The organism is Thermus sp. LT1-2-5 (genome assembly GCF_040363165.1).
GTDB lineage: Bacteria > Deinococcota > Deinococci > Deinococcales > Thermaceae > Thermus.
On the sequence record NZ_BSRG01000005.1, the window covers coordinates 109,498 to 121,980 of the forward strand.

General features: G+C 67.2%; 12 protein-coding genes. 4 read left to right on the forward strand and 8 right to left on the reverse strand.

Annotated elements, in window-relative coordinates:
- Window positions 1-32: 32 nt before the first annotated feature.
- Window positions 33-734 carry a tetratricopeptide repeat protein gene (locus ABXG85_RS06765; protein WP_353512962.1) on the forward strand — a complete coding sequence of 234 codons (702 nt, stop codon included), beginning with the start codon at window positions 33-35 and terminating at the stop codon, window positions 732-734.
- Between the two features lie 9 nt (window positions 735-743).
- Here ABXG85_RS06765 and ABXG85_RS06770 read toward each other — a convergent pair whose 3' ends face one another.
- Together ABXG85_RS06770 and ispF are read right to left on the reverse strand one after the other, a co-directional pair.
- Window positions 744-1,340, reverse strand: a complete 597-nt coding sequence (locus ABXG85_RS06770) for a trimeric intracellular cation channel family protein (protein WP_353512963.1) — start codon at window positions 1,338-1,340, stop codon at window positions 744-746.
- Window positions 1,333-1,791 (reverse strand): 2-C-methyl-D-erythritol 2,4-cyclodiphosphate synthase, encoded by a 459-nt coding sequence (ispF, locus tag ABXG85_RS06775; RefSeq protein ID WP_353512964.1) that lies wholly within the window; start codon window positions 1,789-1,791, stop codon window positions 1,333-1,335. The genes ABXG85_RS06770 and ispF overlap by 8 nt, the downstream gene beginning before the upstream one ends.
- A gap of 16 nt (window positions 1,792-1,807) precedes the next feature.
- Between ispF and ABXG85_RS06780 the strand changes: the two genes are divergently transcribed.
- Both ABXG85_RS06780 and ABXG85_RS06785 read left to right on the forward strand, forming a co-directional pair.
- Window positions 1,808-2,359 (forward strand): HD domain-containing protein, encoded by a 552-nt coding sequence (locus tag ABXG85_RS06780; RefSeq protein WP_353512965.1) that lies wholly within the window; start codon window positions 1,808-1,810, stop codon window positions 2,357-2,359.
- A 36-nt stretch (window positions 2,360-2,395) separates the two neighbouring features.
- Window positions 2,396-2,716: an FUN14 domain-containing protein gene (locus ABXG85_RS06785; RefSeq protein ID WP_039460133.1), complete on the forward strand. Its 321-nt coding sequence runs from the start codon at window positions 2,396-2,398 to the stop codon at window positions 2,714-2,716.
- On the opposite strand, the gene ABXG85_RS06790 is transcribed toward ABXG85_RS06785, so the two are convergent.
- Window positions 2,691-3,263, reverse strand: coding sequence for a 5-formyltetrahydrofolate cyclo-ligase (locus ABXG85_RS06790; RefSeq protein WP_353512966.1), 573 nt, complete (start codon window positions 3,261-3,263; stop codon window positions 2,691-2,693). The genes ABXG85_RS06785 and ABXG85_RS06790 overlap by 26 nt on opposite strands.
- A 55-nt stretch (window positions 3,264-3,318) precedes the next feature.
- Between ABXG85_RS06790 and dnaE the strand changes: the two genes are divergently transcribed.
- On the forward strand, window positions 3,319-6,987 hold the full coding sequence (dnaE, locus tag ABXG85_RS06795) for a DNA polymerase III subunit alpha (protein WP_353512967.1): 3,669 nt from the start codon (window positions 3,319-3,321) through the stop codon (window positions 6,985-6,987).
- Between the two features lie 43 nt (window positions 6,988-7,030).
- Here dnaE and groL read toward each other — a convergent pair whose 3' ends face one another.
- The 5 genes from groL to ABXG85_RS06820 form a co-directional block, all read right to left on the reverse strand.
- Window positions 7,031-8,662 carry a chaperonin GroEL gene (groL, locus tag ABXG85_RS06800; RefSeq protein WP_353512968.1) on the reverse strand — a complete coding sequence of 544 codons (1,632 nt, stop codon included), beginning with the start codon at window positions 8,660-8,662 and terminating at the stop codon, window positions 7,031-7,033.
- Window positions 8,663-8,673: 11 nt separating this feature from the next.
- Entirely contained in the window at window positions 8,674-8,979 is a 306-nt protein-coding gene (groES, locus tag ABXG85_RS06805) for a co-chaperone GroES (RefSeq protein WP_015716023.1), read from the reverse strand.
- A gap of 303 nt (window positions 8,980-9,282) precedes the next feature.
- Window positions 9,283-10,149 (reverse strand): DUF58 domain-containing protein, encoded by an 867-nt coding sequence (locus ABXG85_RS06810; protein WP_353512969.1) that lies wholly within the window; start codon window positions 10,147-10,149, stop codon window positions 9,283-9,285.
- On the reverse strand, window positions 10,146-11,060 hold the full coding sequence (locus tag ABXG85_RS06815) for an AAA family ATPase (protein ID WP_353512970.1): 915 nt from the start codon (window positions 11,058-11,060) through the stop codon (window positions 10,146-10,148). Before ABXG85_RS06815 ends, ABXG85_RS06810 begins: the two co-directional genes overlap by 4 nt.
- Complete coding sequence (locus ABXG85_RS06820; RefSeq protein WP_353512971.1) at window positions 11,030-12,313, reverse strand: DUF4129 domain-containing protein; 1,284 nt, start codon at window positions 12,311-12,313, stop codon at window positions 11,030-11,032. The genes ABXG85_RS06815 and ABXG85_RS06820 overlap by 31 nt, the downstream gene beginning before the upstream one ends.
- Window positions 12,314-12,483 lie beyond the last annotated feature (170 nt).

Consider the following 12,483-nt stretch of genomic DNA (forward strand, 5'->3'; position numbering starts at 1 on the left):
TGTACCCGGTATAATCCCACCGGGTGAAACCCATGAAGCGATGGACGGTGATCTTGGCGTCGGCGTTGTTGACCTTGGCCCTGGCCCAAGCCTCCCAGGTGGCGGCCTTGGTGGATGCGGGGCGCTTTCAGGAGGCCTACGAAATGGGCCTCAAGCTCGGTACCCCCGAGGCCTTGGCCCTGGCGGCCAAGGGGGCGAGCTTCTACGCCCTCTATGAGGCCAAGACCGAGGAGAAGCGGGCCTGGTTTGAGAAGGCGGAAAAGGCCGCCTCCCAGGCCATTGCTAAGGATCCTAATTACCCAGAGGGCTACTTTGAGCGGGCCCGCGCTTTGGGGCGGCTTTCCCAGTACAAGGGGATCCTCGAGGCCCTTTCCGAGGGGCTTGCGCCCCGCATTCGGAACGACCTGGAAAGAACCCTGAAGCTCAAGCCCGACCACGCCGGGGCCATGGTGGCCCTGGCCCTTTGGCACTTCGAACTGGTGCAAAAGGGCTGGCTGGTGGCCGCCACCCAAGGGGCGGATGGGGGCAAGGTGGAACCCCTGATGAAAAAGGCCATCGAGCTGGAGCCTGATGGGATTATCCACCGGGTGGAGTACGCCCGGGTCCTGGCCGCCTGGAACAAAAAGGAGGAGGCTAGGAAACAGCTGGAAATCGCCCTTTCCCTGCCCGCCAAGACCGCCGCTGATCGCTACGACCAGGAAAGGGCCCGCCAGGAGCTGGCCAGGCTCAAGTAGGCCCTGGGCTTAGCGGGGGGTGGGGAGCCTTAGGCCAAGCCGACGGCCGAAGACCCGGAGGAGCACCGTGGCCAAAGCCCCAGCGAAGAGGGAGAGCTCGGGGTGGCTTCCGTGAAGGGCGTAGACCAGCAAGGCCCCCACCAGGGCGGCGGAGGCGTAGAGGTCTCCGGCCCGGTAGAGGATCCCGGGCACCTCGCCGGAGAGCACATCCCGCAAGACCCCACCCCCCACCCCGGAAAGGGTCCCCGCCAAGGCCACCCCAAAAGGCCCTAGGCCCGCCGCCAGCCCCCTTTCCGCCCCCAAGGCGGCAAAGAGGCCAAGGCCCAGGGTGTCCAGGTAGTAGATGGGCTTCTCCAGGGCCTGCACTCGAGGGTGGAAGCGGAAGACCAAAACCCCCACCCCCACCACGCTCCAAAGGAGAGGCTCGTTCTTGAGGGCGCTAGGGGGAAGGGCGCCCACCAGGACGTCGCGGATGGAGCCACCCCCCACCGCCGTCACCGTGGCCAGGACCAAGACCCCAAGGAGGTCAAACCCCTTTTCCACCCCCTTCAGGGCCCCGGTGGCGGCGAAGACCAGGGTCCCAAGCCAAACCAGGGCCTCAACCATCCAAAAGCACCAGGGCCCGGGCCTGGACGTGGGAGGGGGCCAGGCCCTCCGAGGTCTTGAAGCTTAGGCCCACGCGGTCCGGGGGAAGCCCCAGGAGGCGGGCCAGGTTTTCCACCAAAGCCTGGCGGTGGGGGGAAAGCTTGGGCCGATCCAGGGTGAGGACGAGGCTCACCTGGAGGAGCCGCCCCCCCAAGGCCTCCACCCGGGCCAGGGCCTCCCGCAAGAACGCCTCGCTCCTCGCCCCGCGCCAGCGGGGGTCGGTATCGGGAAAGAGGAGGCCGATGTCCCCCAGGCCATAGGCGGCGAGGAGGGCGTCGGTGAGGGCGTGGAGGGCGGCGTCCCCGTCCGAGTGGGCCACCGCCCCCACGGGGCTCGGCAGGGCGAGGCCGCAGAGGTAAAGGGGCCTTCCCTCGGCAAGAAGGTGGCTATCCTCCCCGTAGCCGATGCGCATGGCTATACTTTAGGGCATGCCGCGCTTCGAGGAAGCCCTGGCCCTCATGGAGGCCTGGACGGAAAGCCCGTCCTTGCGCCGGCACATGCGGGCGGTGGAGGTGGCCATGCGGGCTTACGCCCGCCGCTTTGGGGAGGACGAGGAGCTTTGGGCCATGGCCGGGGTCCTCCACGACATGGACTACGAGAAGTACCCCGAGGCGCACCCCTACCGGGGGGTGGAGGAGCTTAGGCGCCTCGGTTACCCTGAGGAGGTCCTCAGGGCCATCCTGGCCCACGCCAGCTACACCGGGGTTCCCCGGGAAAGCCTCATGGCCAAGGCCCTCTTCGCCGTGGACGAGCTCACGGGCCTTATCGCCGCCGCGGTCTACGTGCGCCCGGACCGTTCCATCTTGGGCCTGGAGCTTTCCAGCCTGAAGAAGAAGTTCAAGGACAAGGCCTTCGCCAAGGGGGTGAACCGGGAGGAGATCCGGTTGGGGGCCGAGGAGCTAGGGGTGCCCTTGGACGAGCACCTGGCCTTTGTGCTCGAGGCCATGAAGCGGGAGGCCCACCTGCTAGGCCTCGCCTAGTTGCCCCAAGGGCCTTGCCCCGCTAGGGTGGGAGGCGTGGAGCTTCCCGACCTTACCCCTTACCTTGGGCAGATGACCTTTGGCGGCCTGGCCGGCTATGCCGTGGGCTACGCTTTGAAGAAGGTGGGCCGCCTCCTCGCTTTGGCCCTAGGGCTTCTCTTCGTGGCCCTGCAGCTCCTCGCCCAGGCCGGCTACGTGGAGGTGGACTGGACCCGCATCCAGCGGGACGTGGAGCCTTTGCTCCAGCAGCCTGGCCTAAAGAGCCTCTGGGAGAGGCTCCTCGCCACCCTCACCTACAACCTGCCCTTTGGGGCAAGCTTTGTGGGGGGACTTATTCTAGGCCTCCGGGCCGGATGAGCCGCTGGGGCGTGGCGATGAGGTCCACCCGCCGTTCGGGGGGGACGGGGAGCCTGGGGTAGACCATCACCGGGTGGGCCAGGGTGGCGAAGGGGGCTTCCACCCGGAGCCAGGCCTGGGGAAAGCCGTAGCCCTTCCCCACCCAGCCCCCCTCCTCGTCCACGGCCACCGCCCCGATGAGGACGAGGTCCAGGCTTTGCCCTTCCAGGCTCACGGGTATTCCGTAGCGGTAGGCCTCCCGCACCCGCTTGAGCCGCCTGGGGTCCAGGTCCTTGAGGAGCAAAAACTCCCCCGGCCGGTCGGGATGGGGAAGGAAAAGCTCTTTTCCCTGGCGCAAGGCCTCCTCCCTGAGGGGCTTGAGCACGGCGTCCATGCCGGCCAGGATGCGCTTAGCCCCTTGAAACTCCGGGGTCTTGAGGAGGCGCTCCGCCGCTTTCCTGGCCCCCAGGAAGTTGGGGTGGTGGCCGTGGGGAGGGGTGGGGTGGAGGGCGAGGCCGAAGCGGGCCAGGGCGTTCCAGACTTCTTCCCGAAGCTCACCCAGGGTCATCCTGAGCCCTCACTTTGACCGGGGTGGGAGGCGCCGTCAAGCTAAACTAGGGCCTATGGGCCGAAAGCTCCGCTTTGCCCACTTGCACCAGCACACCCAGTTCTCCCTTCTGGACGGGGCGGCCAAGCTTTCTGACCTCCTCAAGTGGGTCAAGGAGGTTTCCCCCGAGGACCCCGCCTTGGCCATGACCGACCACGGCAACCTCTTTGGGGCGGTGGAGTTTTATAAAAAGGCCACCTCCATGGGCGTGAAGCCCATCCTGGGATACGAGGCCTACGTGGCGGCGGAAAGCCGCTACGACCGTAAGCGGGGCAAGGGCCTGGATGGGGGTTACTTTCACCTCACCCTCCTCGCCAAGGACTTCAAGGGCTACCAGAACCTGGTGCGCCTGGCGAGCCGGGCCTACCTCGAGGGCTTCTACGAAAAGCCCCGCATCGACCGGGAGATCCTACGGGAGCACGCCGAGGGCCTCATCGCCCTTTCTGGGTGCTTGGGGGCGGAGATCCCCCAGTTCATCCTGCAAGACCGCCTGGACCTGGCGGAGGCCCGGCTCAACGAGTACCTCTCCATCTTCGGCGACCGCTTCTTCATCGAGATCCAAAACCACGGCCTTCCCGAGCAGCAAAAGGTCAACCAGGTCCTCAAGGAGTTCGCCCGCAAGTACGGCCTGGGCATGGTGGCCACCAACGACGGCCACTACGTGCGGAAGGAGGACGCCCGGGCCCACGAGGTGCTCCTGGCCATCCAGTCCAAGAGCACCCTGGACGACCCCGATCGCTGGCGCTTTCCCTGCGACGAGTTCTACGTGAAGACCCCGGAGGAGATGCGGGCCATGCTCCCCGAGGAGGAGTGGGGGGACGAGCCCTTTGACAACACGGTGGAGATCGCCCGCCTGTGCAACGTGGACCTCCCCATCGGGGACAAGATGGTCTACCGCATTCCCCGCTTCCCCCTCCCCGAGGGGCGCACGGAGGCCCAGTACCTGATGGAGCTCACCCTAAAGGGCCTCCTTGACCGCTACCCCGACCGCATCACCCCGGAGGTTTACCGGGAGCTCTTCCGCCGCCTGGGGAAGATCCCGCCCCACGGGGACGGCAAGGCCTTGGCCGAGGCCTTGGCCCAAGTGGAGAAGGAGGCCTGGGAAAGGCTCATGGCCGAGCTTCCCCCCTTGGAGGGGGTGCGGGAGTGGACGGCGGAGGCCATCCTGCACCGGGCCCTTTACGAGCTTTCCGTGATTGAGCGCATGGGCTTTCCCGGGTACTTCCTCATCGTGCAGGACTACATCAACTGGGCCAAGGAGCACCGGGTTTCCGTGGGCCCTGGGCGGGGAAGCGCGGCGGGGAGCCTGGTGGCCTACGCCGTGGGCATCACCAACATCGACCCCCTGCGCTTTGGCCTCCTCTTTGAGCGCTTCTTGAACCCCGAGCGGGTGTCCATGCCGGACATCGACACGGACTTCTCCGACCGCAAGCGGGACCAGGTGATCCAGTACGTGCGGGAGCGGTACGGGGAGGACAAGGTGGCCCAGATCGGCACCTTCGGGAGCCTGGCCTCCAAGGCCGCCTTGAAGGATGTGGCCCGGGTCTACGGCATCCCCCACAAGAAGGCGGAGGAGCTGGCCAAGCTCATCCCCGTGCAGTTCGGCAAGCCCAAGCCCTTGGCCGAGGCCATCCAGGTGGTGCCGGAGCTGAAGGCGGAGATGGAGAAGGACCCCAAGGTGCGGGAGGTCATAGAGGTGGCCATGCGCCTCGAGGGCCTAAACCGCCACGCCTCCGTGCACGCCGCCGGGGTGGTGATCGCCGCCGAGCCCCTCACCGACCTCGTCCCCCTCATGCGGGACCAGGAGGGCCGCCCCGTCACCCAGTACGACATGGGGGCGGTGGAGGCCTTGGGCCTCTTGAAGATGGACTTCCTTGGCCTCCGCACCCTTACCTTTTTGGAGGAGGCCAAGCGGATCGTGGAGGAGTCCAAGGGGGTGGTCCTGGACTACGATCGGCTTCCCCTGGACGACCCCAAGACCTTTGAGCTCCTCGCCCGGGGGGAGACCAAGGGGGTGTTCCAACTGGAGTCGGGGGGCATGACGGCCACGGTGCGGGGGCTCAAGCCCAGGCGGGTGGAGGACATCATCGCCTTGGTTTCCCTCTACCGCCCCGGGCCCATGGAGCACATCCCCACCTACATCCGCCGCCACCACGGCCAGGAGCCCGTGAGCTACGCCGAGTTCCCCCATGCGGAGAAGTACCTGAGGCCCATCCTGGACGAAACCTACGGCATCCCCGTCTACCAGGAGCAGATCATGCAGATCGCCTCGGCGGTGGCGGGGTATTCCCTGGGGGAGGCGGACCTGCTCAGGAGGGCAATGGGCAAAAAGAAGGTGGAGGAAATGCAAAAACACCGGGAGCGCTTCGTGCGGGGGGCCAAGGAGCGGGGCGTTCCGGAGGAGGAGGCCAATCGGCTTTTCGATATGCTGGAGGCCTTCGCCAACTACGGCTTCAACAAGAGCCATGCCGCCGCCTACAGCCTCCTCTCCTACCAGACCGCCTACGTGAAGGCCCACTACCCCGTGGAGTTCATGGCCGCCCTCCTCAGCGTGGAGCGCCACGACTCGGACAAGGTGGCGGAGTACATAAGGGATGCCCGGGCCATGGGCATTCCCGTCCTGCCCCCGGACATCAACCGCTCCGGCTTTGACTTCAAGGTGGTGGGGGAGGAGATCCTCTTCGGCCTCTCTGCGGTGAAGAACGTGGGGGAGGCGGCGGCGGAGGCCATCCTTAGGGAGAGGGAGCAGGGTGGGCCGTTCAAGAGCCTGGGGGACTTCCTGAAGCGCCTGGACGAGAAGGTGGTCAATAAGCGCACCCTCGAGTCCCTCATCAAGGCGGGGGCCTTCGACGCCTTTGGGGACCGGGCGCGGCTCCTCGCCTCCTTAGAGCCCCTCCTGCGCTGGGCGGCGGAGAGCCGGGAGCGGGCCCGTTCGGGGATGATGGGCCTCTTTGCCGAGGTGGAGGAGCCCCCTTTGGTGGAGGCCGAGCCCCTGGACGAGATCACCCGGCTCCGCTACGAGAAGGAGGCCCTGGGCATCTACGTTTCTGGCCACCCCGTCCTCCGTTACCCCGGGCTTAAGGAAGCGGCGAGCTGCGCCTTGGAGGAGCTGGAGGAGTTCGTGCGGGGGCTACCGCCCCGGTCCCGGGTCCTCCTTGCGGGCATGGTGGAGGAGGTGGTGCGCAAGCCCACCAAGAGCGGGGGGATGATGGCCCGCTTCACCCTTTCCGACGAGACGGGGGCCCTGGAGGTGGTGGCCTTCGGCCGGGCCTACGAGGGGGTTTCCCCCAAGCTCAAGGAGGACACGCCCCTTCTGGTCCTGGCGGAGGTGGAGCGGGAGGAGGGGGGGCTCAGGGTCATCGCCCAAGGGGTCTGGACCCACGAGGAGGTGGCGGAGGCGCCCAAGGCGGTGGAGGTGGAGGTGGACCACGCCCTTTTGGACGAGAAGGGGGTGGCCCTCTTCAAAAGCCTTCTAGACGAGCACCCTGGGGCCCTTCCCCTCTATGTCCGGGTGCAGGGTCCCTTTGGCGAGGCCCTTTTTGCCCTGCGGGAGGCCCGGGTGGCGGAGGAGGCCCGCTTGGCCCTCGAGGCCGAAGGCTTCCGCGCCTACCTGGTGCCCGACCGGGAGGCCTTCCTCCAGGGGAACGGGGGGAATGGGGCCAAGGAGGAGGCGGTGCCCTTCTAAAGGAAAAAGGGCCGGGTAAAACCCGGCCCTTCGCCTTAGGCGCTTAGAAGTCCATGTCCCCGGCGCCCGCGGGGGCGGGGGTGGACTCCTTCTTCTCGGGCTTCTCCGCCACCACCGCCTCGGTGGTGAGGATGAGGGAGCCGATGGAGGCGGCGTTCTGCAGGGCGGAGCGGGTCACCTTGGCGGGGTCCACGATGCCCGCCTCCACCATGTCCACGAACTCCCCGGTGGCGGCGTTGAAGCCGTAGCGGAGGTTCTTGGTCTCGGAGAGGATCTTCTGGACGATGACGGAGCCCTCGTAGCCGGCGTTCTCGGCGATCTGGCGGGCGGGCTCCTCTAGGGCCCGGCGCACGATCTTAGCCCCGGTGGCCTCGTCGCCCTCGAGGGTCTTCAGGAGCTCGTCCACCGCGCTGATGGCCCGAAGGAGGGTCACGCCGCCGCCCGGCACGATGCCCTCCTCCACCGCCGCCCGGGTGGCGGAGAGGGCGTCCTCAAAGCGGTGCTTCTTCTCCTTGAGCTCGGTTTCGGTGGCGGCCCCCACCCGGATCACCGCCACGCCGCCCGCCAGCTTGGCCAGGCGCTCCTGGAGCTTCTCCTTGGCGTACTCGCTATCGGTGGTCTCCAGCTCCTTCTTGATGGCGTTGATCCGGGCCTCGATGTCCTCCTTCTTGCCCTTGCCGCCCACGATGGTGGTCTCGTCCTTGGTGATGCGCACCCGCTCGGCCCGGCCCAGCATGGACAGGGTGGCGTTCTCCAGCTTGAAGCCGAGCTCCTCGGAGATCACCGTGCCGCCGGTGACCGCGGCGATGTCCTTGAGCATCTCCTTGCGGCGGTCACCGAAGCCAGGGGCCTTCACCGCGGCCACGTTGAGGGTGCCCCGGAGCTTGTTCACCACCAAGGTGGCAAGGGCCTCGCCCTCCACGTCCTCGGCGATGAGGAGGAGGGGCTTGCCGGTCTGGGCCACCTGCTCCAGGATGGGGAGGAGTTCGCGGACGTTGGAGACCTTCTTCTCCACGATGAGGATGAAGGCGTCCTCCAGGACGGCCTCCATGGTGTCGGGGCTGGTGATGAAGTAGGGGGAGATGTACCCCTTGTCGAACTGGTACCCCTCCACGAACTTCAGTTCGGTCTCCAGGCTCTTGGACTCCTCGACGGTGATGATGCCCTCCTTCCCCACCTTCTCCATGGCGTCGGCAATGAGCTTGCCGACGTCCGGGTCGTTGGCGGAGATGGTGGCCACCTCCTCAATGGCCTTGCGGTCCTCCACGGGGATGGCCAGGGAGCGGATCTTCTCCACCGCGGCCTCCACCGCCTTCTCGATGCCCCGCTTGAGGGCGAGGGGGTTGGCCCCAGCGGCCACGTTCTTCAGGCCCTCCCGCACGATGGCCTGGGCCAAGACGGTGGCGGTGGTGGTGCCGTCGCCCGCCACGTCGTTGGTCTTGGAGGCCACCTCCTTGAGGAGCTGCGCCCCGATGTTCTCCAGGTGGTTCTCCAGTTCGATCTCCTTGGCCACCGTCACCCCGTCCTTGGTGATGGTGGGGGAGCCGAATTTCTTCTCCAGGACCACGTTCCGGCCCCGGGGGCCAAGGGTCACCTTCACCGCATCGGCCACGGCGTTTACGCCGCGCTCCAGCGCCCGGCGGGCCGCCTCGTCAAACACCAGGATCTTCGCCATAGCTCACCTCCTTACTGCAGAACCGCCAAAAGGTCGCGCTCGGAGAGGATCACGTACTCCTCGCCGTCAATCTCGATCTCGGTGCCGCCGTACTTGGCGAAGACCACGATGTCCCCCTCCTTGACCTCGAGGGGCACCTTCTGGCCGTTGTCCAAGATGCGGCCCGAGCCCACCGCGATCACCTTGCCCTTCTGGGGCTTCTCCTTGGCGGTGTCGGGGAGCACGATGCCGCCCTTGGTCTTGGGCTCCTCCTCAATCCGCTTCACCACAACCCGATCGCCTAGGGGTTTAATCACGGTCTTCACCTCCGCAGCCATCTTCACTCCCCCCTTTGACGCTCAAAGGCCGAGAGTGTCAAACCAAGGGTCATTATTTTGCCCCCGCCTCCTTTTGTCAAGGGGGTTGAGGGGGGGCTTATAAACGAAGGGGCTCGTCCCCCCGCACCACCCGGAGCTCCAGGCGGTGGGCGGCCAGCACCCCCCTAAGGGCCAGGGCGCGGAGGAGCCCGGGGGTGCGGCCCCGCGCCGGGCGGCCCTTTTCCCCGGGGAAGAGGAAGTAGCCCTCGGGCAGAAGGAGGAGGACCCCTTTCCGGGCCTGCCTCGCCCCCAGGAGGGCGGCCTTTAAAAAGGCCTCTTCCGCTCCTTGGGTAAGGAGAGGTAGGTGCTCCCCCAGGGGGCGGGGGGTGGAAGGGCGGGGCCGGGGGTGGGGGCCAGGCGGGCCAGGAGGGAAAGGGCACGCTCCAGGTGGGCCCTTCCCCGGCCCAGGGGCAGGACTTCTCCGGCGGAAAGGCCAAAGCGCTCTCCCCGGGCCTCCGCTTGGAGGAGGAGCCAGGCGGCGAGGCTCGTTGCGTGGTCCAGGTAGCTGGGGTGGAGGCTTTGGGTGTCTATGTGGAGGAAGAGGCTACCGAGAAGGGTTTTCTCCACCTCCCGCACCACGGGGTAGCCCAGGCGGGCGCTGGCCTTGCGGGCGAGGAGCCTGGGGGTGTCCCCTGGGGTGAAGGGGCGGAGGCCCTTGGCCTCCAGGGGGTCGGGAAGGCCAAAGGTGGCCGGCAGGCCTTCCGCATAGAAGCTTGGGGCGGGCCGGTAGGGGGGAAGGGCCCGGAGGGAGGGGTAGACCAGGACGTGGCCCGCTTCCAGGACAAGGACCCTTTTTCCAAACCCCAAGGGACTTTGGAGCCCTAAGGAGAGGCGTAGGGGGTGTAGGCCCCGCCGGCGGTAGGCGTAACCGAGGGGCAAGACGAGGCGCAACCGCCCCCAGGCCACCCCGGAAAGGGCCCTGGGGGCCAGGCCTAAGGGGGCGGAGGGAAGGGCCTCGAGGCGGAAAAGGAGGGGCAAGGGGCTAAAAAGCGCCACCGCTACCCGGCCCTCCCCCCGTTGCCCGGGAAAGCCCGGGGGAAAACCGTGGGCGTGAACCCGGACCCGGGCGAGGTGGGGAGCCCAGTAGAGGAGGGAAAGGAGGCCTAGGGCCAAAAGCCCGAGCAGGCTCACGGGGCCTCCACCGGCACGGGGACCTCCCCTAGGGCTTCCGCCACCAAGCCCTCGGGGCTTACCCCAGAAAGCTCCGCCTCGAGCCTCAGGAGCAGCCGGTGGGGGATGGCGGCGGCGAAGGCCCGCTTGAGGTCCTCAGGGACGACAAAGGAGCGGCCTTCCAAGAAGGCCAGGGCCTGGGCCAGACCCTCCACCTGGAGAAGCGCCCGGGGCGAGGGGCCAAGGCGCACCTCCTCCCGTTCCCTAAGCCAGGTGGCCAGGGCGAGAAGGTAGTCCAAAAGCTCCTCCGCCACCCGCACCCGCCGCACCGCCTGCCTCAGGGCTAAAAGCTCTTCCGCCTGGGCCACGGGCGCCAGGCCTTCCAGGGGGTCTTTTTCCCGCAGGGCCTGAAGGAGGGCCTTCTCGTCGGGAAGGCCTAGGGAAAGCCTTGCGGCGAAGCGGTCCCGCTGGGCCACGGGCAGGGGGTAGGTACCCTCCTCCTCCACCGGGTTTTGCGTGGCCAGGACGAAGAAGGGCTGGGGCAAGGGGTGGGTTTTCCCCTCCAGGCTCACCTGCCCTTCCCCCATGGCCTCGAGGAGGGCCGACTGGGTGCGGGGGGTGGCCCGGTTGAGCTCGTCCACCAGGAGAACCTGGGCGAAAAGGGGGCCCTTTTCCCAGAAGAGGCCGCCTTCCCGGTACAGGTAGACCCCGGTGAGGTCCTGAGGCAAGAGGTCCGGGGTCATTTGAATGCGGCTAAAGGAAAGGCCCAAGACCCGGGCCAAGGCCTTGGCGAAGGTGGTCTTTCCCGTCCCGGGAACGTCCTCCAGGAGGAGGTGGCCTCCGGCCAGGAAGGTGGCCAAGGAAAGCTTAAGCGTTTCCTCCCGCAGAAAAACCCGGCCCGCTAAGGCTTCTTGGACCCGTGCGAGGAGCATAGCCTAAGGATATCCTCCAAGAGGACCTCCGCCCGCTCCGCCCCCGCTTCTCCCGCTCGGCCGCCGTAGCGCACGGGCAGGTAGAGTTGGGTGAGCTCCCAAAGGGCGGGTTGGACCTCAGGAAAAAGCCCGTGGAGCCGCTTGCCGTACTCCATGGGGCCCTCGTGGGGGAGGTGGGGGAAGCCCGTTTGGCCTAAGGCCCTTAGGGCCAAGGTGTAGGCCCGGCGCACCCGGTCCTCGGGGAGGGGGGGCCTCGAGGGCCTCGGCCGCTTCGGGCCTGTCCCGGTTTCCCGCTGCCCTTTTCCCTGGGGGCGGAGGCGCCAGAGGAAAAACCCCAAGGTGAGGAGAAGGGCCAGGGTGAAGAGGGCGGAAAGCCCGGCCAGGGCCAGGCCCACCTCCGCCATCCGCCTGGGGCCCGGGGTGGCGGGGGAAGGAAGGGCCTGGGGAGGGGCGGTGGGCCCGGCGGGGTTGCCCGCGGCAGCCCCCGTTTCCCCGCTCCCTAAGGTGCCCACGTAGAGGAAAAAGAGGCCCCCAGCCACCAGGGCGAGGAGCACGGGAAGGAGGTGGACGCCCTGGTAGGGGAACCGCTCCCCCCGGCCCAAAAGGGGGAGAAGGGCGAGGAGAAGGAGGAGGAGGGCCAGGGAGTGGGCGTAGGGAAAGAGGCGGTTTAGCCAAAGGGCCCAAAGGGGAAGCCCGCCTTCCGGGGCCCCGTAGACCACCCCTCCCTCAGGGGAGCCATACGCCCCGCTTGGGGTGGGAAAGGGAACCTCAGGCAAGGAGGGGAGAGGAAGGTGGGGCAAGGGGAAAAAGGCGAGCCCTCCTAGCGCAAGCCCCAGGAGGAAGGGAATGGCCAGGGCATAGGAAGGGGTTTGGAAGGCCTCTCCCCGGGCTTGGGCCTGAGCCCGGGTGCCTTCCAAAAGGCTAACCCCGTGCAGGACCCCCAAAAGGAAAAGCCCACCAGGGCCCAAGGAGAGGGCGGGGGGTAGGAGGAAGAGGCTTGCCCAAGGACGCCCCTGGGTGGTGAGGAAAAGCCCATAGAGGAGCAGGAAAAAAGAAACCGAGGCCCACTCGGGAAGCCAGGAGGCAAGGGGCTTGCCGAAGCCATCGAGGAGCCCTGGAAGGAAGGCCCACCCCAGGAAGCCGGTAGGGAAAAGCCGTTGGGTTAGGAGGAGAAGGCTGGCCCCCAGGACCAGGGAGGTCCCAAACTGAGGCGCGGCGAGGAGGAGAATGAGGGCGGCGAGAAGAGGGCCCATGGTGGCTCCCCTATCGGTCCCACATGGGCATGTACGGGCAGTCCTTTACGTCCAAGCCGCAGTCATGGGGCGAAAAGCCGTAGAAGGCTGGAACTACCCCCATAATCCCGCCAACGGCAACAGCCGAGAAACGCCCCGGTGTTTCATGCCTTTCACCCTGTCTTCTAGGC